This is a genomic window from Arthrobacter sp. TJ-236 (genome assembly GCF_058269235.1).
This window is the reverse complement of the sequence record NZ_JBZCNI010000001.1, coordinates 324,647-346,534: the sequence shown is the minus strand read 5'-3', so window position 1 is coordinate 346,534 and position 21,888 is coordinate 324,647. Positions and strand designations below refer to the sequence as shown.

The 21,888-nt window shown below is 69.9% G+C and carries 23 protein-coding genes; 8 read left to right on the top strand and 15 right to left on the bottom strand.

The genetic code is table 11. The annotated features are described in order from the left end of the window. Positions 1-11: 11 nt before the first annotated feature. Positions 12-1,577, bottom strand: coding sequence for a circularly permuted type 2 ATP-grasp protein (locus tag AC4D16_RS01485; protein WP_490953693.1), 1,566 nt, complete (start codon positions 1,575-1,577; stop codon positions 12-14). Positions 1,578-1,697: 120 nt separating this feature from the next. Between AC4D16_RS01485 and pepN the strand changes: the two genes are divergently transcribed. Then, positions 1,698-4,346, top strand: a complete 2,649-nt coding sequence (pepN, locus tag AC4D16_RS01480) for an aminopeptidase N (protein WP_490953692.1) — start codon at positions 1,698-1,700, stop codon at positions 4,344-4,346. Positions 4,347-4,394: 48 nt separating this feature from the next. Here the strand turns inward: pepN and lplAB are convergent, their stop codons facing one another. From lplAB to AC4D16_RS01460, 4 genes are all read right to left on the bottom strand, one after another. Further along, positions 4,395-5,471: a lipoate-protein ligase LplAB gene (gene lplAB, locus AC4D16_RS01475; RefSeq protein WP_490953691.1), complete on the bottom strand. Its 1,077-nt coding sequence runs from the start codon at positions 5,469-5,471 to the stop codon at positions 4,395-4,397. Between the two features lie 207 nt (positions 5,472-5,678). Further along, positions 5,679-5,936, bottom strand: coding sequence for a type B 50S ribosomal protein L31 (locus AC4D16_RS01470; protein ID WP_490949205.1), 258 nt, complete (start codon positions 5,934-5,936; stop codon positions 5,679-5,681). A gap of 97 nt (positions 5,937-6,033) precedes the next feature. Further along, positions 6,034-6,870: a TrmH family RNA methyltransferase gene (locus tag AC4D16_RS01465; RefSeq protein WP_490949206.1), complete on the bottom strand. Its 837-nt coding sequence runs from the start codon at positions 6,868-6,870 to the stop codon at positions 6,034-6,036. A gap of 31 nt (positions 6,871-6,901) precedes the next feature. Next, on the bottom strand, positions 6,902-7,687 hold the full coding sequence (locus AC4D16_RS01460) for an ABC transporter ATP-binding protein (RefSeq protein ID WP_490949207.1): 786 nt from the start codon (positions 7,685-7,687) through the stop codon (positions 6,902-6,904). 93 nt (positions 7,688-7,780) lie between these two features. On the opposite strand from AC4D16_RS01460, the gene serB reads away from it, so the two are divergent. Then, positions 7,781-8,671 (top strand): phosphoserine phosphatase SerB, encoded by an 891-nt coding sequence (gene serB, locus AC4D16_RS01455; protein ID WP_490953690.1) that lies wholly within the window; start codon positions 7,781-7,783, stop codon positions 8,669-8,671. Positions 8,672-8,814: 143 nt separating this feature from the next. On the opposite strand, the gene AC4D16_RS01450 is transcribed toward serB, so the two are convergent. Both AC4D16_RS01450 and AC4D16_RS01445 read right to left on the bottom strand, forming a co-directional pair. Continuing rightward, complete coding sequence (locus tag AC4D16_RS01450) at positions 8,815-9,564, bottom strand: SDR family oxidoreductase (protein ID WP_490949209.1); 750 nt, start codon at positions 9,562-9,564, stop codon at positions 8,815-8,817. Between the two features lie 124 nt (positions 9,565-9,688). Further along, a complete protein-coding gene (locus tag AC4D16_RS01445; protein WP_490953689.1) occupies positions 9,689-10,420 on the bottom strand; it encodes a beta-ketoacyl-ACP reductase in 732 nt (243 codons plus the stop codon). A gap of 117 nt (positions 10,421-10,537) precedes the next feature. On the opposite strand from AC4D16_RS01445, the gene AC4D16_RS01440 reads away from it, so the two are divergent. The 3 genes from AC4D16_RS01440 (at position 10,538) to AC4D16_RS01430 (ending at position 12,149) form a co-directional block, all read left to right on the top strand. After that, on the top strand, positions 10,538-10,975 hold the full coding sequence (locus AC4D16_RS01440; RefSeq protein WP_490949211.1) for a DUF3099 domain-containing protein: 438 nt from the start codon (positions 10,538-10,540) through the stop codon (positions 10,973-10,975). 76 nt (positions 10,976-11,051) lie between these two features. Then, complete coding sequence (locus AC4D16_RS01435; protein ID WP_490954648.1) at positions 11,052-11,321, top strand: hypothetical protein; 270 nt, start codon at positions 11,052-11,054, stop codon at positions 11,319-11,321. Next, positions 11,322-12,149, top strand: coding sequence for an SURF1 family cytochrome oxidase biogenesis protein (locus AC4D16_RS01430; protein ID WP_490953688.1), 828 nt, complete (start codon positions 11,322-11,324; stop codon positions 12,147-12,149). Between the two features lie 10 nt (positions 12,150-12,159). Here AC4D16_RS01430 and AC4D16_RS01425 read toward each other — a convergent pair whose 3' ends face one another. Further along, positions 12,160-12,567, bottom strand: coding sequence for an MmcQ/YjbR family DNA-binding protein (locus AC4D16_RS01425; RefSeq protein WP_490953687.1), 408 nt, complete (start codon positions 12,565-12,567; stop codon positions 12,160-12,162). 42 nt (positions 12,568-12,609) lie between these two features. Continuing rightward, on the bottom strand, positions 12,610-14,208 hold the full coding sequence (locus AC4D16_RS01420) for an ABC-F family ATP-binding cassette domain-containing protein (protein ID WP_490953686.1): 1,599 nt from the start codon (positions 14,206-14,208) through the stop codon (positions 12,610-12,612). A 181-nt stretch (positions 14,209-14,389) separates the two neighbouring features. On the opposite strand from AC4D16_RS01420, the gene AC4D16_RS01415 reads away from it, so the two are divergent. From AC4D16_RS01415 to AC4D16_RS01405, 3 genes are read left to right on the top strand one after another with little or no spacing between them, the layout of a single operon-like run. After that, positions 14,390-15,028 carry a biotin transporter BioY gene (locus AC4D16_RS01415; protein ID WP_490953685.1) on the top strand — a complete coding sequence of 213 codons (639 nt, stop codon included), beginning with the start codon at positions 14,390-14,392 and terminating at the stop codon, positions 15,026-15,028. After that, complete coding sequence (locus AC4D16_RS01410) at positions 15,025-15,744, top strand: energy-coupling factor ABC transporter ATP-binding protein (RefSeq protein WP_490953684.1); 720 nt, start codon at positions 15,025-15,027, stop codon at positions 15,742-15,744. Before AC4D16_RS01415 ends, AC4D16_RS01410 begins: the two co-directional genes overlap by 4 nt. Then, positions 15,741-16,373 carry an energy-coupling factor transporter transmembrane component T family protein gene (locus tag AC4D16_RS01405; RefSeq protein WP_490953683.1) on the top strand — a complete coding sequence of 211 codons (633 nt, stop codon included), beginning with the start codon at positions 15,741-15,743 and terminating at the stop codon, positions 16,371-16,373. The genes AC4D16_RS01410 and AC4D16_RS01405 overlap by 4 nt, the downstream gene beginning before the upstream one ends. A gap of 177 nt (positions 16,374-16,550) precedes the next feature. On the opposite strand, the gene AC4D16_RS01400 is transcribed toward AC4D16_RS01405, so the two are convergent. The 6 genes from AC4D16_RS01400 to AC4D16_RS01375 form a co-directional block, all read right to left on the bottom strand. Then, the gene (locus AC4D16_RS01400) at positions 16,551-16,880 is read right to left on the bottom strand and encodes a metal-sulfur cluster assembly factor (RefSeq protein WP_490949219.1); all 330 of its coding nucleotides are present in this window, start codon (positions 16,878-16,880) and stop codon (positions 16,551-16,553) included. Between the two features lie 77 nt (positions 16,881-16,957). Then, a complete protein-coding gene (gene sufC, locus AC4D16_RS01395; RefSeq protein WP_490949220.1) occupies positions 16,958-17,725 on the bottom strand; it encodes a Fe-S cluster assembly ATPase SufC in 768 nt (255 codons plus the stop codon). Positions 17,726-17,798: 73 nt separating this feature from the next. Continuing rightward, positions 17,799-18,158: a non-heme iron oxygenase ferredoxin subunit gene (locus tag AC4D16_RS01390; protein ID WP_490949221.1), complete on the bottom strand. Its 360-nt coding sequence runs from the start codon at positions 18,156-18,158 to the stop codon at positions 17,799-17,801. Further along, positions 18,158-19,495 (bottom strand): Fe-S cluster assembly protein SufD, encoded by a 1,338-nt coding sequence (sufD, locus tag AC4D16_RS01385; RefSeq protein WP_490949222.1) that lies wholly within the window; start codon positions 19,493-19,495, stop codon positions 18,158-18,160. Before sufD ends, AC4D16_RS01390 begins: the two co-directional genes overlap by 1 nt. 2 nt (positions 19,496-19,497) lie before the next feature. Further along, positions 19,498-20,970 (bottom strand): Fe-S cluster assembly protein SufB, encoded by a 1,473-nt coding sequence (sufB, locus tag AC4D16_RS01380; RefSeq protein ID WP_490953682.1) that lies wholly within the window; start codon positions 20,968-20,970, stop codon positions 19,498-19,500. Then, positions 20,970-21,830 carry a helix-turn-helix transcriptional regulator gene (locus tag AC4D16_RS01375; protein ID WP_490953681.1) on the bottom strand — a complete coding sequence of 287 codons (861 nt, stop codon included), beginning with the start codon at positions 21,828-21,830 and terminating at the stop codon, positions 20,970-20,972. Before AC4D16_RS01375 ends, sufB begins: the two co-directional genes overlap by 1 nt. Positions 21,831-21,888: the final 58 nt, after the last annotated feature.

The following is a 21,888-nucleotide window of genomic DNA, read 5'->3' as shown; positions in this document are numbered from 1 at the left end:
TGCGAGCGCGGTCATTGCTGCTGCTGCTCCGACTGCTTGTCCTGCCAGTTGGTCTCGATCGGCCAGACGCTCGTGCGTTCCCTGACCGTCACGGTGGGGCGCTCCCGCGCGGCGTCGCTCGCCTGGCTGCGGACCTCGCCGTCCACCACCCAGGTGTCCTTCGAACCGCCGCCCTGGCTCGAGTTCACGATCAGCGAGCCCTCCTTCATGGCCACGCGCGTGAGGCCGCCCGGCAGCACCCACACGTCCTCGCCGTCGTTCACCGCGAAGGGCCGCAGGTCCACGTGGCGCGGGCTGAACTGGCCGCCGGACATCGTGGGGACGGTGGAGAGCTGGAGGACCGGCTGCGCGATCCAGCCGCGCGGGTCCTCAAGGACCTTCGCCCGCAGCGTGTCGAGCTCGGCCCTCGTGGCGTCCGGGCCGATCACGAGGCCCTTGCCACCCGAGCCGTCCACGGGTTTGACCACGAGTTCGTCGAGCCGGTCCAGCACCTCCTCGCGCGCCGGGGCGTCCTCGAGGCGGTACGTGTCCACGTTCGCGATGATCGGGTCCTCGCCGAGGTAGTACCTGATGAGGTCCGGCACGTACGTGTAGACGAGCTTGTCGTCGGCCACGCCGTTCCCGACGGCGTTCGCGATGGTCACCATGCCGGCACGGGCCGCGTTGACGATCCCCGGGCAGCCGAGCACGGAGTCCGCACGGAACTGCAGCGGGTCGAGGAACTCGTCGTCGATGCGCTTGTAGATGACGTCGACGCGCTGCTCGCCCGCCGTCGTCCGCATGTACACGCGGTTGCCGCGGCAGATGAGGTCGCGGCCCTCGACGAGTTCCACGCCCATGAGCCCGGCGAGCAGGGTGTGTTCGAAGTAGGCGGAGTTGAAGACGCCGGGCGTGAGCACGACGATCGTGGGTTCCTCGACACCGGGAGGCGCCGTCCTCCGGAGTGCGGCGAGCAGGCGGCGCGGGTACTCCTCCACCGGGCGGATGTGCTGCTGACCGAAGGCTTCCGGCAGGCCCTTGGCCATGGCGCGGCGGTTCTCGAGCACGTAGCTCACGCCGCTCGGGACCCGGACGTTGTCCTCCAGCACGCGGAAGGTGCCCTGCTGGTCACGGACGACGTCGATCCCGGAGATGTGCACGCGGACACCGCCCGCGGGGGCGAACCCCGACACCTCGCGGTGGAAGTGCGCGCTCGAGGTGATGAGGCGGCGCGGGATCACGCCGTCGGAGACGACCGCCATCTTGTCGTAGACGTCGTCGAGGAAGGCCTCGAGCGCCCGGACGCGCTGGGCGACGCCGCGCTCGAGCACGTCCCAGTCCTCGCCGGCGATGACCCGGGGGACGATGTCCAGCGGGAAGGGACGCTCCTCCCCCGCGAAGTCGAAGGTCACCCCGCGGTCGAGGAACGTGCGGGCCATGGAGTCGGCGCGGGCCGTGACGTCTGCGAGGTTGAGTTCGTCCAGCGCCGCCGCGACCTGACCGTACTCGGTGCGCGGTACCTGCCCGGCCCCGAACATCTCGTCGAAGGCGGGCGTCCTGCGGGCGGCGGCTGCGTAGTCAGCGAAGAGCTCGGACATGGGTCAACAGTGCCACGGATCGCCCCCCGGAACACAGCGGCACGCACCGGCGGGGCGGCCCCGGACGCAGCGTTAACACGCCCGAAACACGGGCCGGAGGGTGCGTGATTGAATGACCGGATGGAGAACGAGAACCTGCGCCGGGACGAGGCGGCGGCCCGTTCCGCCCTCCTCACCACCGAGACCTACGCCATCCACCTCGACGTCTCAGGGGCGGCGGACACCGCGCGCCGGACCTACACGAGTACCACCACCATCGAGTTCACGTGCCGTCAGCCCGGCGCCTCGACGTTCCTCGACTTCATCGGTGACGTCGAGGCCGTCCAGCTCAACGGGAGGGCCCTCGACGTGGAGGCGGTGCGGGACGGTGCACGCATCCTGCTCCACGACCTCGCCGCGCACAACACCGTCACGGTCACCGCCGAGGCCTACTACAGCACCAGCGGTGAGGGCCTTCACCGCTTCGTGGACCCGGCGGACGGGGAGACCTACCTGTACACGCAGTACGAGCCCGCCGATGCGCGCCGGGTCTTCGCGAACGTCGAGCAGCCCGACCTCAAGGCGTCCTTCGCCATGACCGTCACGGCGCCCGACGCCTGGACCGTGGCGTCCAACGGCGCCGAGCAGGACGTCGTCGTCCTCCCGGACGGGACCAGGCGCTGGTCCTTCGAGCCCACCCGTCGCATCTCCACCTACATCACCACCGTGCTCGCCGGGCCGTACCACCGTGAGACGGACACCTGGAGCGGTACCTCGGGGGCGGCCGCCGGACTCGAAGTACCCCTCGCCCTCTACTGCCGCCGATCGCTCGCACCCAGCTTCGATGCTCCGGAGATCTTCGACACCACGAAGCGCGGCCTGGACTTCTTCCACGAGCTCTTCGACTACCCCTACCCTTTCGGGAAGTACGACCAGGCGTTCGTTCCCGAGTACAACCTCGGCGCCATGGAGAACCCGGGGCTCGTGACGTTCACGGAGAACTACGTGTTCCGCTCCGCCGCCACGGAGGCGCAGCGCGAGGCCCGCGCGAACACGATCATGCACGAGATGGCGCACATGTGGTTCGGGGACCTCGTGACCATGCGATGGTGGGACGACCTCTGGCTCAAGGAGTCGTTCGCCGACTACATGGGCGCCCTCGCCGTGGCGGAAGCCACCCGGTGGACGACGTCCTGGGTCAGCTTCGCGAACCGGCGGAAATCCTGGGCCTACGTCCAGGACCAGCTCCCGACGACGCACCCGATCGTCGCCGACATCCCCGACCTCGAGGCCGCGAAGCAGAACTTCGACGGCATCACCTACGCGAAGGGCGCCTCGGTGCTCAAGCAGTTGGTCGCGTTCGTGGGCCGGGAGGCGTTCACCGACGCCGCACGGCAGTACTTCCGCAAGCACGAGTACGGGAACACGACGCTGGCCGATCTGCTCGACGTGCTCACCGTGTCCACCGGACAGGACCTCGCGGGATGGTCGCGCTCCTGGCTGCAGACCTCCGGCGTCCCGTCCCTCGGGGTGGACTCCGTCACGGGCGACGACGGTCGGTACATACGCCTGACGCTGGTGCAGGACGCCCTCGATCCTGTGACCGGGGTCGACGAGCCGCGCCCGCACCGCGTGCGTCTCGGTCTCTACTCGTTCGACGACCACGGCGCACTCGTGCGGACCCGCTCCGAACCCGTCACCATCACGGGTGCACGGACGGAGGTCCCGACGCTCGTCGGTGTGGCGCAGCCGGACCTGCTGCTCGTGAACGACGACGACCTCACCTACGCCCGGCTGGTCTTCGACGAGCGCTCGCTCGCGACACTGCTCGGCTCCATCGACAGGCTGCAGGACCCCCTGGCCAGGGCGACGTGCCTGACGGCCCTCTGGTCGAGCACGCGGGACGCGCGCCTGCCCGTTTCCTCGTACCTCGACGCCGTCGTGCTCGCCGCTCCCGCCGAGACGGGCGTCGGCGTGCTGCAGGTCCTCCTCGCGAACCTCGGCACCGCCGTCGAGTACTTCGCCCCCGCCGCCCAGCGACCTGCGCTGCGCGACAGGACCACGGATGTCCTGGTGGACGGCCTCCGTGGCGCCGAGGCCGGTTCGGACCTGCAGCTCGCCTGGGCGCGGGCGCTCGCGCGCACGGCGAGGAGTTCGCTGCGCGCAGCGGAGCTGGCCCGGGCGGTTCTCGACGGCGAGGAGCGGTTCGACGGGCTCGCACTCGACGCCGATCTGCGCTGGCTGCTCCTGCAGGGGCTCGCAGCTCAGCAGCGCGTCCTGCCGCGTGAGCTCGAGGCCGAGCGGTCCGCGGACGCGACGGCGAGCGGCCGGGTGGGGTTCGCCCTGGCATCGGCGGCCATCCCGGACGCGGCGATCAAGAAGGCGACGTGGGAGGAGGCGGTCCACGGCGACCGGCTCTCCAACGATCTCCTCAGCGCGGCGATCGAGGGATTCATGCTGGGCCCCCAGGACCTCATCGGGGCGTACGAGGAGCCCTACTTCGACATGCTCCGCGAGGTCTGGGAGACCCGCGGCATCGAGATGGCGAGCAGGATCGTCCGCGGACTGTACCCGGGACACCAGGACCTCGCCGACGAGCCGGCGGACGACGCCGTGGACTGCGCTGACGCCGCAGCCACGCCGGACCCCGCGCACCACCGGACCGTCGTCCGCACGGACACCTGGCTGGAGGACAACACGGACGCGCCGGCTGCACTGCGCAGGATCGTGATCGAGGAACGTGACCACCTGCTCAGGTCACTCAGGGCCCAGGCCGCAGATTTGCGCTGACGGTCGTGACTCGCCGGACCGCGGCCACTCCGCCGGTCGGGCGAGCTGTCAGGGAACCCGGTGGAGCCAGGCGTCGGTGCCGAACTTGCGCTCCACCAGGTCCTCCGCACGGCGCAGCTCGTCCTCGGTGATCACGGAGTCCACGGCGCCGTAGCGCTGCCGGAACGTCTCGGTCATGACGCCGATGATCTCCTCGCGCGTGCGGCCGGTCTGGCGTCGGAGCGGGTCCACGCGCTTCTTGGCGCTCCTGGTCCCCTTGTCGGACATCTTCTCCTTGCCGATGCGCAGGACCGCGAGCATCTTGTCGGCGTCGATGTCGTAGCTCATGGTCACGTGGTGCAGCATGCCGCCGTTGGCCAGCCGTTTCTGGGCAGCGCCACCGATCTTGCCGACGTCCGTGGCGATGTCGTTGAGCGGCTGGTACCAGGCGGTGATCCCCAGCTTCTCGAGTGCCTCCATGACCCAGGCGTCGAGGAAGGGGTAGGACTCCGCGAAGCTGAGGCCGTCCACGAGCGACTGCGGCACGTAGAGGGAGTAGGTGATGGCGTTCCCGTGCTCCATGAACATGGCGCCACCCCCGCTGATCCGCCGGACCACCGTGACACCGTGGCGCTCCACGCCCTCGGGGTCCACCTCGTTCCGCATCGACTGGAAGCTCCCGATCACCACGGACGGGGACTGCCACTCCCAGAACCGGAGGGTGGGGTTCCGCGCACCGCTCCCGACGTCCTGCGTGAGGACCTCGTCGAGCGCCACGTGCATCGCCGAGGAGAGCGGGGTGGGCGGGATGATCTCCCACTGGTGGTCGGCGAAGCCGGAGGCGCGGCCGAGTGCCCTGCGGACCGCGGTCGCCACGGCGGCGGCGGAGAACCCGAACAGGACGGCGGAGCGGTCCAGTCGGTCCGTGACCGCCGCCGCCAGAGCGCCGGGGGGCGTGTCCGCGGGGAGACCCTCGAGGGCCGCGTTGATGTCCAGGAGTGCCTCGTCCGGCTCCAGGAAGAAGTCGCCGTTCACCGAGACGTCGGCCAGGCGCCCCGCCCGGACCGTGAGATCGACGGCGGTGAGCTTGCCGCCCGGGGTCTTGAACTCGCCGTGGTACCGCTCGCCGTCAGGTGCCGTGGTCATGGTGCTCTCCTCCCCCGCCCCCTGGGCGGGCTCCGCGTGCTGGTCTTTCAAGGTGCCGTGCGCCGGTCCTCCGTGCGCGGCGGTCCGGAGCCGATCCACGATTGTTCCCCGTCGGAGACAGGAAGAGCCACGCCGGACCGGCGTGGCTCTTCCTCGTGGACTTCGTGGCGTGGTCGCCGTTGGTCCTCGGCTCTCGGGGAGCTGGTGCTACTTCTTGGCGCCGAAGCCCTTGAAGCGGGCGTTGAAGCGCTCGACGCGACCGGCGGAGTCCATGATGCGCTGCTTGCCGGTGTAGAACGGGTGGGACTCCGAGGAGATCTCGACCTCGATGAGGGGGTAGGTGTTGCCGTCCTCCCACTCGATGGTCTTGGCGGAGCCGACCGTGGAGCGGGTCAGGAACGCCTTGTCGGAGGCCAGGTCGCGGAACACGACGGACTGGTACTTGGGGTGGATATCAGACTTCACGGGACTACCTTCTCTGGTTGCCTGGATTTTGCCAGGCACGGGTGTGGGCTCGGCGTCAGCGCCAGCTGTCCATACTAGCGCAGCGGGGAACGTGAGGCTAAAGGGAGGGAGCGCCGCCGGCTCCGTCGCCCCGTCGGCGGCACTCCCAGAACGCGACGGCCGCGGCAGCCGCCACGTTGAGCGAGTCGACGTCGGGGCTCATGGGGATGACGACGGCGAGGTCGGCGGCGTCGAGCGCGGCGGCGGACAGCCCGTTCCCCTCCGTGCCGAGCAGGAGAGCGAGGCGTTCCGGCATCCTCGCGGAGAGGTCGTCGAGCGGGACGGCGTCGGGCGTCAGTGCCAGCGCGGCGAGCACGAACCCGGCGTCGCGGACCGCGGCGAGGTCCGCCGGCCAGGAGGTGAGCCTCACCCACGGCACCTGGAACACCGATCCCATGCTCACGCGCACGGCCCGGCGGTAGAGCGGGTCGGCGCTGCGGGGACTGACCAGGACGGCGTCCACGCCGAGGGCGGCGGCTGACCGGAAGAGTGCTCCGAGGTTCGTATGGTCCACCATGTCCTCGACGACGGCGATACGGCGGGCCCCCGAGAGCACCTGCTCGAGCGGCAGGGGTCCGGGCCGGTGCATCGCGGCCATGGCTCCCCTGTGCAGGTGGAACCCGGTGAGGGCCTCGAGTGTGGGCTCGGACGCCACGAACGCCGGGATTGCGGGGAACCGCTCCAGCACGTCGCCGAGCTCGGGGAGCCACTTGGGCGCCAGCAGGAAGGACCGCGGCACGTGACCGGCGTCGATGGCCCGGCGCAGCACCTTGGAACTCTCCGCGATGTAGAGGCCCTCGGCGGGCTCCCGGACGAGGCGGAGCTGCACGTCCGTGAGATCGCGGTAGTCCGACAGCCGCGGGTCGTCGGGCGTGCCGACGTCGATGAGGGGCATGGGTGGGGCCGGATCGATCAGGGCGGGGCCGTCAGGCCTTCGCGACCGCGCTGTACCGGCCGGCCTCGACGGTGACGCGCAGGTCCAGCCCGAAGGCGGCACCGAGGTTCTCCTCGGTGAGCACCCCGGCGATCGGACCGGCGGAGACCACCACGCCGTCGCGCAGCAGGAGCGCGTGGGTGAAGCCGGGAGGCACCTCCTCGAGGTGGTGCGTCACGAGCACCATGGCGGGCGCGGTCCCGTCGTGTGCCAGATCCGTCAGCCGGCGCACCAGGTCCTCGCGGCCCGCGAGGTCCAACCCGGCCGCGGGTTCGTCGAGCAGGAGGAGTTCGGGATCGGCCATGAGGGCGCGGGCGATCTGCACGCGCTTGCGCTCGCCCTCGCTCAGGGAGCCGAACGGCCGGTTCATGAAGCGGGACATGCCCCACGTGTCGAGCAGGCGGAACGCGCGGCGCTCGTCGAGGCGCTCGTACTGCTCCCGCCACCGCCCGGTCACCCCGTAGGCGGCCGTGACCACGACGTTCAGCACGGTCTCGTGCTCGGGGACCTGGGCTGCCAGCGCCGCGGACGCGAGCCCGATCCGGGGCCTGAGCTCGAAGACGTCCACCGCGCCCATGACCTCGTCGAGGATCCCGACGACGCCGGTGGTGGGGTGCAGGCGGGCTCCAGCGAGCTGGAGCAGGGTGGTCTTGCCGGCTCCGTTGGGGCCCATGACCACCCAGCGCTCGCCCTCGCCGACCTGCCAGTCGATGCCCTCGAGGATGGTCTTGCCACCCCTCACGAGGCTGACTCCCGCCAGTTCCAGAACGTCGCTCATGGTCCTAGACACTAGGCTAAGGATCGGCCCCGTGGCGAAACCGGAGGCCTCCGCGGAAGACGGTGCCGGTGACGGCGCGGACAGGAGTGTGCCATGCCGGTCCAGGCCCGTGTGGTGGCGTACGCGCCCGTGATCGGCGATGCCGTCGGCGAGGAACTCGCCGCGACGCTCCGGAACGCGGGTGTCGACGTCACGGCCACTGGTGCGTCCGGGGCCGCCGCGTACGCGGTGCTCACCCTCGACGTGGTCCTTCCGGCCGATTCCGCTGTGCCCCGGGTCAGCGAGGCCCTGCGGACGTGGTCGGCGGCCGACGGCGTCGGAGCCGCGTTCGTGCCCGCCGCCGTGTACTCCCCCGGCCCCAGGATGCTGATCATGGACGTCGACTCCACGCTGATCCGCCAGGAGGTCATCGAACTGCTCGCGGCCCATGCGGGCCGCGAGGCCGAGGTCGCGGCGGTCACGGAGGCGGCCATGCGGGGCGAGCTCGACTTCGCGCAGTCACTGCACCAGCGTGTCCGCGCACTCGCAGGGCTCCCGGTCACCGTCATCGACGAGGTGGTGGAACGGCTGATTCTGAGCGACGGCGCCGAGCAGCTGATCCGGGCCTTCCATGCCGGCGGACACAGGGTGGGGGTGGTCTCGGGCGGCTTCACGCAGGTCCTGGCGCCCCTCGCCGCGCGCCTCGGGCTCGACTTCGCGCGGGCCAACGAGCTGGAGATCGAGCGGGGCGTCCTCACCGGACGCGTGACCGGACCGATCGTCGACCGCGCGGAGAAGGCCCGCGTGCTCCGCGCGGAAGCCGAGCAGTACGGCGTGCCACTGGAAGCGGTCGTGGCGGTGGGCGACGGCGCCAACGACCTCGACATGATCCGGGCGGCGGGCCTCGGCGTCGCCTTCAACGCCAAACCCGCGCTGCGGGACGTCGCGGATGCCGCGCTCGATCTGCCTGACCTCGACGTCGTCCGCCATCTCGCGGGACTCTGACACCTACCGGGCTTCGACGCCCACCGGCCTCCGACACTCGCTGGATGCCGCCGAGCGGCGGCCGGATTCCGGCCGCCGAGCCTCGCAGGCCGACACATGCCGGTCTGGTCCACATCGGTCTCATCCGGACCGCGCGGCTCGCGTCAGCTCTTCGCGAGGAAGTCCTCGGCCCCTCCGACGTACTCCGTGTGCCCGCTGGGCACGTCGGCGGTGACCATGCGGACGATCTCCGTGGCGAACTCGCTGACGGAGTAGAGGCGTCCGGCTTCCTGACGGCGTGCCTCGATGGCGCCGGGGGTCGCGCGGTCGAGGAGGGTGGCGGTGACCGTCCCCTCGATCATGTCGCCCGAGACGACGACGAGCGTGATCCCCTTGGCGTCCAGGGCGGGGATGAGTGCGCGGAGGGCGTCCTCGCCCGCGCGCTTGCTGCGGGCCACCGGCTCGTACGCGTCCATCGTCTCCACCTTCTCGATGAAGTGCGCCTGATGGCTCGTGATGAACACGACGCGTGAACCGGACGGCATCACGTCGGCAGCGGCTGCCAGCATCGCGACCTGCGCGTCGCGGTTGAGGCGCAGCGCGTAGTCCTCGCCCATGGACGTCTCCATCCCGCCGGACGCGTTGAGCACCAGCAGATTCAGACCACCGAAGTTCGACACGGCGGCGTCGACGAGTGCGGCGGGCCCCTCCGGCGTGGTCAGGTCCGCGCCGACCGCTACGGCCCGTCCGCCGGCGGCCTCGATGGCCGAGACCACCTTCGTGGCGCGCGGCGCCTTCTGGCGGTAGTTGACGACGACGGCGGCGCCCGCCGCCGCGAGCTGCTGCGCGACGTCGGCGCCGATGCCGCGGGACGAACCGGTGACGATGGCGGTGGTGCCCTCGAGAGTGGTCATGATGCTCCTTCTGATGGGTGGGCCGCTGTAGGACGGGGTGCTGCGGACGGCTCCGGACGATCGCCGGCTACTCTGCCGGCTGCTCTGGTGGCTGTTCTGGTGCTTGGGACGCTTCCGGTGCGCGTCAGTGACCCATGCCGAGTCCGCCGTCGACCGGGATGACGGCACCCGAGATGTACGCCGCGGCGTCCCCGGCCAGCCAGGTCACCACCCCGGCCACTTCCTCCGGGCTCGCGAAGCGGCCCGCGGGGATGGTGGCGAGATAGCTCTTCCGCGTGTCCTCGGGCAGCTCCGCGGTCATGTCGGTGTCGATGAAGCCGGGCGCCACGACATTCGCGGTGATGCCTCGCGAGCCGAGCTCGCGGGTCAGCGAGCGGGCGATCCCCACGAGCCCCGCCTTGGACGCGGAGTAGTTGATCTGGCCGGGCGCACCGTAGAGACCCGTGACGCTCGAGACGAGGATCACACGGCCGAAGCGCGAGCGGATCATGCCGCGTGAGGCGCGCTTCACCACGCGGAACGCGCCCGTCAGGTTGGTGTCGATGACGTCGGTGAAATCGCTCTCCGTCATGCGCATCAGCAGGGTGTCGCGCGTGATACCGGCGTTGGCGACGAGCACCTCCACCGGACCGTGCTCCGCTTCGACCAGCGTGAACGCGGCGTCGAGCTGCTCCTCGCTGGTGACGTCCGCCTTCACCCCGAGCATGCCCTCCGGAACTTCACCGCTTCGGTAGGTGATGGCAACCTTGTGGCCTTCGGCTACGAATGCCCTGGCGATGGCGAGTCCGATTCCCCGGTTGCCGCCGGTGATGAGGACGCTCCGCCGGCTCGTCGTGGATTCTGGCTCGGTTGACAAGGGATGGCTCCTTCTTCTGGGTGGCGTCAAACTGTCCCGACGATCCTAGCGGCGCATCACTCGACTTCGGGAACGGAAGCCGGAGTGGGATACTTGAAGGAGTCTCTTTGGAGTGTGATGAGTAAGCAAACGAAGCACAACACAGACGTCCACAGCATCTCCGACGCCCGCGAAGCGCACAGCGACGAGATGCGAGCTCGCATGATCCGCTACACGGTCTCGATGAGCATTCGCCTGGTCTGCTTCATCCTCATCTTCGTGGTGCCCTACGGCTGGTTGTCCTGGGTGATGATCGCCGGAGCGGTGTTCCTGCCCTACTTCGCCGTGGTCGTGGCCAACGGCGGGAGCGACACGAGCAACATCCGGCACAGCGACGCCCTCATCGACCGGGCACCGGTCCGCGAGATCGAGGCGAAGGTCGTGGACGCCGAGCCGGACGACGGCGACGAGGTCCTCAGCGGCGAGATCATCGACGACAGTGCGCCGCGGCCGCGACCCGAAGCCCAGCACGGTGCACACGCCTCCGGGCGTTCCGGTTCGGGCGCCGATGCCTGACAGTCCGTCCCCGTCCGCCGCGAATGCCGCGGGTTCCGCACTCGGCGGGTCCCTCTCCCCCGCTGGTTCCGCGGGCATGAGCCTGTTCGGCGTGGCTCCGTCGGCCAACGCCCCGGGAGAGCCGCCGCTCTGCTCACGGAAGGGCTGCAGGAACGACGCCGCGTGGCACCTGCTGTGGAACAACCCGCGCATCCACACCCCGGAGCGGCGGAAGGTCTGGAGCTCCTGCAGCGAACACGTCGGCTGGTTCGAGGCCTACCTCGGTGATCGCGGCCTCTGGAAGGAGACGCGTCCCCTCACTTCGACGGCGCTCGACACGCCCGCTCGTGGCGCGGAGAGCCGCTAGGTGTACCGGTTCCTCTTCTCGGCGCGCTGGTTCGGCTGGCTCGCGATGGTCCTCGTGATCGCCGCGGGCTGCGTCGCGCTCGGGCGTTGGCAACTCGATCGCCGCGAGGCCGTCGTCCAGGACATCCAACGCATCGAGGCCAACTACGACGCCTCCCCCGAGCGCTACGTGCCCGGCCAGAACGGCTTCGATTCCTTCGACCCCTCCCGGGAGTGGCGTCCGATCACCTTCATGGGCACGTACGACGTCGACAACCAGGTGATCGTGCGCAACCGGCCGCTCAACGGCCAGCCGGGCTACGAGGTGCTCACGCCCCTCCGGCTCGACGACGGCACCGCCGTCGTCATCGACCGCGGCTGGCTGCCGATCGGCAACATCGAGGCCGGACGGCCGGACGCCGTCCCTGCACCGCCCCAGGGGCGCGTGGAGGTGACCGCGCGCATGAAGCCCGGCGAACCCGCCGTCACCCGCGGTGCGCCGGAGGGGCAGGTGGCCTCCATCGACCTCACGGCCCTCTCCGAACGGCTCGACTACCCGCTCCAGGACGCCGCCTACGGACTGCTGGCGCTCGAACGGCCCGCTGCGGAGGCCACACCCCAGGCGCCGCCGAAACCGTCGATCGACGAGGGGCCCCACCTGTCCTACTCGCTGCAGTGGTTCGCGTTCGGGGTCCTGGCCTTCATCGGTCTCGGGTACGCGGCACGGGCCCAGAAGCGTGCGGACGCGGAACTCGCCGGGACTGCGCAGCCGAGTACGGCCCGTAAGCGCCGTCGGCCCACCGCGGAGGAGGAGGAGGACGCCATCCTCGACTCCCAGGGGATGCGCTGACCCTCCCCCGTCAGGAGGTCCCGTCCCTGGACCACCCGAGGGCATCACGCCGTGCCCGGGGAAGCGATGCGACCACGAGATCGTAGGAGTCCTCGATGAGGTCGCGGACCGTTGCCTCGTCGAGGTCGCCGTCGAGCCGCACCCCGCTCCAGTGCTTCTTGGTGAGGTGCCACGCGCCGGTGATCTCGGGATGGGCGGCACGCAACTGGATCGCGAGGGCGGGCTCGCACTTCAGCGAGATGCTCGGAGGATCCGCATCCACGCCGAGGAAGGCGAAGATCTTCCCGCCCGAGCCCGAACCCGAGCTGGAACCCGGCTCCACGGCGACGCGGAACACCGCCAACTCCGGGCCGAACGGGTAGTCCTCGTAGGCGCCGGGGAACCGCAGGCAGAGGTCGCGGAACCGGTCGAAGATCACCCGGCCACCCTATGACGGACAGCCGGGTCACGCGACGGTCCGCTACGCCAGGGTGACGAGTTCCAGGTAGTCCTGGTTCCAGAGGTCCTCGACGCCGTCCGGCAGCAGCACCACGCGTTCGGGGTCGAGCGCGTCGACCGCTCCCTCGTCGTGGCTCACCATGACCACGGCGCCGCTGTAGTTCTTCAGTGCTCCGAGGATCTCGGCACGGCTGGCGGGATCGAGGTTGTTGGTGGGCTCGTCGAGCAGCAGCACGTTCGCCGAGGACGCGACGATCGTGGCCAGGGCGAGCCGGGTCTTCTCACCGCCGGAGAGCACACCCGCGGGCTTGTCGACGTCGTCGCCGGAGAACAGGAAGGAGCCCAGGATGCCGCGCACCTCGGCGTCCTGCATGTCCGGCGCCGAGGACTTCATGTTCTCGAGGACGGTCCGCTGCGTGTCGAGGGTCTCGTGCTCCTGCGCGTAGTAGCCGACCTTCAGGCCGTGGCCGGCGATGACCTGGCCGGTGTCGGGCTTGTCCACCCCGGCGAGCATGCGCAGCAGGGTGGTCTTCCCCGCGCCGTTGAGCCCGAGGATCACCACCTTCGAGCCGCGGTCGATCGCCAGGTCCACGTCGGTGAAGATCTCGAGCGAGCCGTAGGACTTGCTGAGGCCCTCGGCCGTCATGGGGGTCTTGCCGCACGGCGACGGTTCGGGGAAGCGCAGTGCCGCCACGCGGTCGGACGTGCGCACGGCGTCGAGCCCGCCCAGCAGGCGCTCGGCACGCTTGGCCATGTTCTGGGCGGCCACGGCCTTGGATGCCTTCGCCCGCATCCTGTTGGCCTGGTCCATGAGGACCTGCGCCTTCTTCTCCGCATTGGCGCGCTCGCGCTTGCGGGCCCGCTCGTCCGTCTCGCGCTGGAGCTGGTAGCGCTTCCAGCCCATGTTGTAGATGTCGATCGTCCCGCGATTTGCGTCGAGCTGGAACACCTTGTTCACGGTGGCCTCGAGGAGTTCGACGTCGTGGCTGATCACGATCAACCCGCCCTGGTGGTTCTTGAGGAAGTCACGCAGCCAGGTGATGGAGTCCGCGTCGAGGTGGTTGGTGGGCTCGTCGAGGAGCATCGTCTCGGCCCCGGAGAAGAGGATGCGGGCCAGCTCCACGCGCCGGCGCTGACCGCCGGAGAGGGTCTTGAGCGGCTGGTTGAGAATGCGCTCGGGCAGCGAGAGGTTCGAGGAGATGGACGCCGCCTCCGCCTCGGCCGCGTACCCGCCGCCCGCGAGGAACGCCGACTCGATGCGGTCGTAGCGCGCCATGGCCTTGTTGCGGACGGAGGTCTTCTCGCTCGCCATGTCCTCCTGCGCCAGGCGCAGCTCGGCCACCACCTCGTCGAGGTTGCGTGCCGAGAGGATCCGGTCCCGTGCCAGCTGCTCCATGTTCGGGGTCCGGGGGTCCTGGGGGAGGTACCCAATCTCGCCGGAGCGGGTCACGGTGCCGCCGGCGGGCAGCGACTCCCCCGCGAGCACCTTCGTGAGGGTGGTCTTGCCCGCGCCGTTGCGGCCCACGAGGCCGATCTTGTCGCCCCGGTCCACGCGGAAGGACACCTCGTCCATGAGCAGGCGGGCGCCGGCTCGCAGTTCCAGGTTCGCTACGCTGATCACGATCAGGGGCCTTTCGATGGTGCCGGTACGCGGCTGTGAAGAGTGACTTGATTGTAGGAAACCCACAAAGGTCCCCGGTAGACCCGGCGCTAGTCTCAGTGGAGAAGCAGGACAGCTGGAGGAAGTGGACAGATCACCGGAGCAGCCGGTGCACCTCCGGCCCGCTTCAGGAGCGTGTGCCGTGCAACCAGTCGAATCGACCCGCGAGGTCGCCGCTGATCGTCGGAGGTCCCGGGCGAAACGGTGGGACACCACCGATCTCTCCCTCATCGCGGTCTTCGCCGCCCTCATCGCCGCCTTGGCAATCCTACCCGGTATCCCGGTGGGCCCGCTCGGCGTGCCCATCACCCTGCAGACCCTCGGCGTGATGCTGGCCGGCGCAGTGCTCGGCCCCGCGCGTGGAGTGGCCGCCGTGCTCCTGTACCTCGCGGCCGGACTCGCCGGCCTGCCGGTGTTCAGCGGCTTCAGCGGAGGCTTCGGCGTTTTGGCCGCGCCCTCCGCGGGGTACCTCCTCGCCTTCCCGTTGGCTGCTGCGATCGCGGGGGCGCTGGCAGCCGTCGTGCTCCGCCGCGCCACGCGCTTCCGGTGGCTCCTCCTGTTCCTCGGGTGCCTCGCCGCGAGCCTGCTCACCATCCACCCGCTCGGGATCGCCGGCCTGATGATCAACGCAGGTCTCACCCTGCCGGAGGCGGTCGTCGTCGACTCCGCGTACCTGCCCGGCGACGCGATCAAGAATGCGCTGGCAGCGGCTGTCGCCGTCTCGGTGCACCGCGCGTTCCCCCGGCTCCTCGCTCACCGGGTGGGCGCCCGCACCACGTGATCGGGTTCGAGGCCGCGGAGGTGCGGTCCGACGACGGGTCCCGGGTGATTCTGGCACCGGTGTCGCTGCACCTCGCCGAGCGGCGCGTCTCCGTCATCGGCGCCAACGGATCCGGGAAGTCGACGCTCCTCCGGCTCGTCAACGGCCTGGTCCGCCCGACGAGCGGCTCGGTCACGGTCCTCGGCCACGACACGGTCCGGGCGGGCCGGGCCGTGCGTCGCTCGGTAGGCTTCGTCTTCACCGATCCCCTGTCCCAGCTGGTCATGCCGACCGGGCGTGAGGACGTCGAGCTCTCCCTCCGGGGCCGCGGGCTGTCCCGCGCGGTGATCCGTTCCCGCGCCGAGGAGGTCCTCGATCGCTTCGGCATCCTGCATCTCGCCGACCGCAGCGTCTACGACCTCTCCGGAGGGGAACGCCAGATCCTGGCACTCGCGGCCGTCCTCGCCGTGGGACCGCGGATCCTCGTGGCGGACGAGCCCACCACCCTGCTCGATCTGCGCAACGACCTCCGCATGCGGGCGCTGCTCGCCGGCCTCGACCAGCAGGTGATCATCGCCACCCACGACCTCGACGCCGCCCTGGAGAGCGACAGGACCCTCGTCGTCGACGCCGGCCGGATCGTGTTCGACGGCGCCCCACGGGAGGCCGTCGCCCGGTACCGCGCCCTGGCCGCGGGGACGAGCGACGTGCCGGACACCGGCCGGGGCGGGTCATGAGGGGGTACGGCAGCACGCTCGGGCTGTACCGGCCGGGCCGTGGCCTCCTCTACCGTGTGCCCCTCGCCCCGAAGGCCCTGGCGGCCCTGGTGGTGTCCACGACCGTCATCGCGGTACGCGAGCCGGGCGCGACCGCCGTGGCGCTCGTGGTGGTCGTCGGGGCCCTCGTGGTGGGCGCCCGCGTGACACCGGACCGCCTCCTGAGGATGCTGCTGCCCGCCGTGCCCGTGCTCGTGCTGCTCGCCGCCTACCAGGGGTTCGCGCGCGACTGGGCTCAGGCGTTCGTCGTGACGGGGAGCATCGTCGTCTGCCTCCTCGCGGCCCGCGCGCTGACGCTCACCACCCCGCTGCAGGACCTGCTCGACGGCGTCGTGCGGCTCGCCGGCCCGTTCCGGCGGCTCGGAGCGGATCCGGAGCGGTTCGCTCTCGCCCTGTCCATCATGCTCCGGAGCATCCCGTACCTTGCGGGCCTGGTGGTCGACGTCCGGGATGCCGCCCGTGCGCGCGGGCTCGAGCGCCAGCCCCGTGTCGTCGTCACTCCCGTGGTGCTGGGCGCCGTGGCGTATGCGCACCGGACCGGGGAAGCCCTGGCCGCGCGAGGGATCGGCGACTCCGAGGACGACGCCTGACGGGAGGCGACGACTGACGAAAGACGCTGATTGCAGGCGTGGAGTCCGCCGGGCGGCCGGTACGGCGACAATGCCGAGAGGGCGGCACCGACCGTGGTCGGAACCGCCCTCCCTCCTGCCCTCACCGGACCCGTCAGATGCCGACGGTCCGTGTGCTGACCGGACACCTGGTGTCGATCAGATGTTGAAGCCGAGTGCCCGCATCTGGTCGCGGCCGTCCTCGGTGATCTTCTCGGGACCCCACGGCGGCATCCACACCCAGTTGAGCCGCCACTCGTCGACGACACCGTCCAGCGCCTGACCCACCTGCTCCTCGAGCACGTCGGTCAGGGGGCATGCCGCCGTGGTGAGCGTCATGTCGATCAGGAGGGCGCCGTCGTCGGCGTAGTTCAGGCCGTAGAGGAGCCCGAGATCGACGATGTTCACGCCGAGCTCGGGATCGATCACGTCCCTCAGCGCTTCTTCGATGTCGCCCAGCGCGGTCTGCGCCTGCTGTACCTCACTCATCGCACGCTTCCTTCCAGAGAACCGTCAGAGAACTTCAATGGCTGTCGGGCGGCGGGCCGCCCGGGGTCGGAGCGGGACTACGCCTCGACCGGTGCCTTGGTGGTGAACCGATCGTAGCCCTCGGCCTCGAGCTGGTCGGCGAGTTCCGGGCCGCCCTGCTCGGCGATGCGTCCGGCGACGAACACATGGACGTGGTCGGGCTTGATGTAGCGGAGGATCCGCGTGTAGTGCGTGATGAGCAGCGTGCCCATCTCGCCGCGGGAGTGCTCACGGTTGACGCCCTCGGAGACGACCTTCAGGGCGTCGACGTCGAGACCGGAGTCGGTCTCGTCGAGGATGGCGAACTTCGGACGGAACAGCTCGAGCTGGAGGATCTCGACACGCTTCTTCTCGCCACCGGAGAAGCCCTCGTTGACGTTGCGCTGTGCGAAGTCGGCGTCGATGCGCAGCTGCGCCATGGCCGTCTTGACGTCCTTCGTCCAGTGACGGAGGCTCGGGGCCTCGCCGTCGAGCGCGGTCTTCGCCGTGCGGAGGAAGTTCGTCATGGTCACGCCGGGCACCTCGACGGGGTACTGCATCGCGAGGAAGAGCCCGGCACGCGCGCGCTCGTCGACGCTCATGGACAAGACGTCCTCGCCGTCGAGCGTGATCGAGCCGCTGTCGACCCTGTAGCGGGGGTGGCCCGCGATCGTCGACGCGAGGGTCGACTTGCCCGAGCCGTTGGGGCCCATGATCGCGTGCGTCTCGCCGGTGTTGATGGTCAGCGTGACGCCCTTGAGGATGGGGACGGTGCCCTGCTCGGTGTCGATGCTGACGTGCAGGTCCTTGATTTCGAGTGTGGACATCGTGGTTCTCCTTCGCCTGCTGTGCAGGAAGAGTGCAGGAAGAGTGGGGTGAGTGGGGGTGCGGGAGCCGGCGTCAGCCGAGCTGCGGCGCGGGCGCGCCGTTCGTGACCGTGCTGACGTCCACGTAGACGTTGCCCTCGTGGACCTCGAGCGCGAACACGGGCACGGGCTCGTAGGCGGGGAGTTGCAGGGGGGCTCCGCTGCGCAGGTCGAACTGCGAGCCGTGTCCCCAGCACTCGATGGCGCACCCCTCGACGTCGCCCTCCGAGAGCGAGATGTCGGCGTGGGAGCAGGTGTCCCCCAGCGCGTGGATCTCGCCGTCGGAATCGCGGACGACCGCGACGGGGTAGTCGTCGATGAGGACGCGGAGCGCCTGCTTCACCTGGATGTCGTCGACGCTGCAGATCAGCTCGCCGCGGGGTGCGTCGGCCATCAGAGGTTGCCCGCCGCGAGTTCGCGCTCGACCGACTCGGAGAGCCGCTCCTCGAGCGCGGGTACCTTGATCTGCTGGATGACCTCGTTCAGGAAGCCACGCACCACGAGGCGGCGGGCTGCCTTCTCGGGGATGCCGCGTGCCATGAGGTAGAACAGGTGCTCGTCGTCGAAGCGGCCCGTGGCACTCGCGTGCCCGGCGCCCTCGATGAGGCCCGTCTCGATCTCGAGGTTGGGCACCGAGTCCGAGCGCGCGCCGTCCGTGAGGATCAGGTTGCGGTTCGTCTCGTAGGTGTCCGTACCCTCGGCGGCCTTGCGGATCAGGACGTCGCCCACCCAGACGGTGTGGGCGTCCTTGCCCTGCAGCGCACCCTTGTAGGTCACACGGGACGTGCAGTTCGGCACGGCATGGTCCACCAGGAGTCGCTGCTCCAGGTGCTGGCCGGCGTCCGCGAAGTACAGGCCGTACATCTCGACCTCGGCGCCGGGGGCGGTGAAGATCGACGACGGCGTGAGCCGCACGAGGTCTCCGCCGAGGCTGACGACGACGTGCTTGTAGCGGGCGTCGCGGCCCACCTTGGCCTGCTGCGAGGAGACGTGCACGGCGTCGTCGTCCCATTCCTGGACGCTGACGACCGTCAGTTCCGCGCCGTCGCCCACGATGATCTCGACGTTCTGGGCGAGCGTGACGGATCCGTGGTGGTCGAGGACCACGACGGCCTTCGAGAAGGCCTTCGCCTCGATGACCAGGTGCTGGGCCGCGGCGTCCTTCGACGAACCGGTCACGGCGACCATCACCTCGCCGTCGGCCACGGTCTCCTTCGGGATGGTGATCACGGTGGCGTCCGTGAACGCATTCCAGGCGGCTGCGGCGACGCGGTCCTCCGGGGTGGCGGACGAGCCGAGGCGGGGATCGTCGCGACCCACGGTCTCGACCGTGACGTTGCCCGCACCGGTGACCTCGATCGTCGGGACAGCGCCCGTGAGATCGCCGGTGTGCAGCCCGCGGAGACGCGTGAGCGGGGTGAACCGCCAGTCCTCCTCGAGCCCGGTCAGGGTCGGGAAGTCCACGAGCTCGAACGAGCGCTTCCGCTCGCCCCGCGACGCCTCCGGCACCACGGGCGCATTGCCGTGGCTGTGCTTCTTGACGCCGTGCTGCTCCGAGCCGACGTTCTTCGTGGAGAGCGTCTCGCCCTCCTCGGAGAAGCCGTCGATGGCGGCCGAGGACGAGACGGCACCTGCGGGTGCGCCGAGCCGGGCCTTCTCGTCGAGGGCGCCGAGGTCGGTGACCTCGTCCTCGGGAGCGGTGTTCGGTGAGATCTGGGTGGTGTCAGCCATTCCTAGCCCACGGCCCCTTCCATCTGCAGTTCGATGAGCCGGTTCAGCTCGAGGGCGTACTCCATGGGCAGTTCACGCGCGATCGGCTCGATGAAGCCGCGCACGATCATGGCCATGGCCTCGTCCTCGGGGAGTCCGCGGGACATGAGGTAGAACAGCTGCTCCTCGCTGACGCGGGACACCGTGGCCTCGTGGCCCATGGTGACGTCGTCCTCCCGGATGTCCACGTACGGGTACGTGTCCGAGCGCGAGATGGTGTCCACGAGCAGCGCGTCGCAGCGCACCGTGTTGGCGGAGTGCTTGGCACCCTCGCGGACCTGGACCAGACCGCGGTAGGCGGCACGGCCACCACCGCGGGCCACGGACTTCGAGATGATCGAGGACTTCGTCTTCGGTGCGATGTGCACCATCTTCGACCCGGTGTCCTGGTGCTGGCCCTCGCCGGCGAAGGCGATCGAGAGCGTCTCACCCTTGGCGTGCTCACCGACCAGGTAGACGGCCGGGTACTTCATGGTGACCTTCGACCCGATGTTGCCGTCGATCCACTCCATGGTGGCGCCCTCGTGCGCGATGGCGCGCTTGGTCACCAGGTTGTACACGTTGTTCGACCAGTTCTGGATGGTCGTGTAACGGACGCGGGCGCCCTTCTTCACGACGATCTCCACGACGGCCGAGTGCAGCGAGTCGGAGGTGTAGATCGGGGCGGTGCAGCCCTCGATGTAGTGCACGTACGAGTCCTCGTCCGCGATGATCAGCGTGCGCTCGAACTGGCCCATGTTCTCCGTGTTGATGCGGAAGTAGGCCTGCAGGGGGATCTCGACGTGGACGCCCTTGGGGACGTAGACGAACGAACCGCCCGACCACACCGCGGTGTTCAGCGACGCGAACTTGTTGTCGCCCACCGGGATGATGGTGCCGAAGTACTCCTTGAAGAGCTCCGGGTGCTCACGCAGCGCGGTGTCGGTGTCGAGGAAGATGACGCCCTGGCGCTCGAGGTCCTCGCGGAGCTGGTGGTAGACCACCTCGGACTCGTACTGCGCGGCCACACCGGAGACCAGGCGGGCACGCTCGGCCTCGGGGATGCCGAGCTTCTCGTACGTGTTGCGGATGTCCTCGGGGAGGTCCTCCCACGTATTGGCCTGCTTCTCCGTGGAGCGCACGAAGTACTTGATGTTGTCGAAGTCGATCCCGGAGAGATCGGCACCCCACGCCGGCATCGGCTTGCGGTCGAAGTACTTCAGGCCCTTGAGGCGCAGATCGAGCATCCACTGGGGCTCGTTCTTCTTGGCGGAGATGTCGCGGACGACCTCCTCGCTCAGGCCGCGGCGCGCGTTGTCGCTCGCCTCGTTCTTGTCGGCCCAGCCGTACTGGTAGGTACCGATGCCCTCGAGCTCGGGGTTCTTCTCCAGGATGTCGTTGATCACCGACTCCGGCACTGTCGACGCAACTGCCTTGCGGTCTACTTGATCCGTCATCACGGCCTTCCTTGCTGATGGATGAACTCTTCGTCCGGGGTGCGCGGTTCCGCGGCCGGAGGGCCGGGGGTCACGTCGGTGCCGGCGACGGCGCCCGAGCTGGGCACCGTCGTCGTCCGCCCCAGGGGTATGTGGGTGGTGCACACGTGCCCGCCACCGGCGAGGGTGGAGAGCCGGCGAACGTCGACGTCGAGGAGCCGGGCGAACATGTCCGTCTCCTGCTCGCAGAACGCGGGGAACGCCGCGGCCAGCCCCTGGATGGGGCAGTGGCCCTGGCAGAGCTGCACGCTGAGCATCACCGGCCGCGTGGAGGACCCCACACGACCGCGCGGCTGCGGCAGCCCGACGGTCTTCGTCGATCCGACGAAACCGTCACGCGTGAGCGCCCCGGCGAGGGCATGGGCGCGCGCTTCAAGATCGGGCCCGGCGGCGTCGATGACGGGGCGGTAGCGCTCCTCCATCCCGGAGAAGCGGCTCCGCGCGAAGTCCTCGATGGCGGCGTGCCCCGCGGAGGCGCCTAGTTCCGAGAGCGCGGCGACGGCGATCCCGAGGTAGTCGGTGCCCATGCTCGTCTGGCCGCGCTGGCTGAGGACGTACCGGCGGGCGGGCCGGCCGGCGCCGGTGGCCGAGCTGCGGGCACGCTTGACCTCGATCAGCCCCTCCTGGGACAGGGCGTCGAGGTGACGGCGCATGGCGGCGGGAGTGAATCCCAGGCTGTCGCCCAGCTCCGCGGCGCTGACGGGGCCCTGCTCGAGCACGGCCGACAGGACGCGGTCCCGGGTCCGCTCATCGGGGTCGGGGGAGACGATCTGCGCGGTGCGGACGTCCTCGGGAAGAGCACGGGGAGACACAGTGGTCATGGTCCGTCCCTCCCGTCGTCGCCAAAATACACAACACGATCATGACCTAATGTATTCC

Bases quoted from the DNA above. Each gene is read 5' to 3' on its own strand.
- AC4D16_RS01485 (WP_490953693.1), bottom strand. From the start codon at position 1,577: ATGTCCGAGCTCTTCGCTGACTACGCAGCCGCCGCCCGCAGGACGCCC.
- pepN (WP_490953692.1), top strand. From the start codon at position 1,698: ATGGAGAACGAGAACCTGCGCCGGGACGAGGCGGCGGCCCGTTCCGCC.
- lplAB (WP_490953691.1), bottom strand. From the start codon at position 5,471: ATGACCACGGCACCTGACGGCGAGCGGTACCACGGCGAGTTCAAGACC.
- AC4D16_RS01465 (WP_490949206.1), bottom strand. From the start codon at position 6,870: ATGCCCCTCATCGACGTCGGCACGCCCGACGACCCGCGGCTGTCGGAC.
- AC4D16_RS01460 (WP_490949207.1), bottom strand. From the start codon at position 7,687: ATGAGCGACGTTCTGGAACTGGCGGGAGTCAGCCTCGTGAGGGGTGGC.
- serB (WP_490953690.1), top strand. From the start codon at position 7,781: ATGCCGGTCCAGGCCCGTGTGGTGGCGTACGCGCCCGTGATCGGCGAT.
- AC4D16_RS01450 (WP_490949209.1), bottom strand. From the start codon at position 9,564: ATGACCACTCTCGAGGGCACCACCGCCATCGTCACCGGTTCGTCCCGC.
- AC4D16_RS01440 (WP_490949211.1), top strand. From the start codon at position 10,538: ATGAGTAAGCAAACGAAGCACAACACAGACGTCCACAGCATCTCCGAC.
- AC4D16_RS01435 (WP_490954648.1), top strand. From the start codon at position 11,052: ATGAGCCTGTTCGGCGTGGCTCCGTCGGCCAACGCCCCGGGAGAGCCG.
- AC4D16_RS01405 (WP_490953683.1), top strand. From the start codon at position 15,741: ATGAGGGGGTACGGCAGCACGCTCGGGCTGTACCGGCCGGGCCGTGGC.
- AC4D16_RS01400 (WP_490949219.1), bottom strand. From the start codon at position 16,880: ATGAGTGAGGTACAGCAGGCGCAGACCGCGCTGGGCGACATCGAAGAA.
- sufC (WP_490949220.1), bottom strand. From the start codon at position 17,725: ATGTCCACACTCGAAATCAAGGACCTGCACGTCAGCATCGACACCGAG.
- AC4D16_RS01390 (WP_490949221.1), bottom strand. From the start codon at position 18,158: ATGGCCGACGCACCCCGCGGCGAGCTGATCTGCAGCGTCGACGACATC.
- sufD (WP_490949222.1), bottom strand. From the start codon at position 19,495: ATGGCTGACACCACCCAGATCTCACCGAACACCGCTCCCGAGGACGAG.
- sufB (WP_490953682.1), bottom strand. From the start codon at position 20,970: ATGACGGATCAAGTAGACCGCAAGGCAGTTGCGTCGACAGTGCCGGAG.
- AC4D16_RS01375 (WP_490953681.1), bottom strand. From the start codon at position 21,830: ATGACCACTGTGTCTCCCCGTGCTCTTCCCGAGGACGTCCGCACCGCG.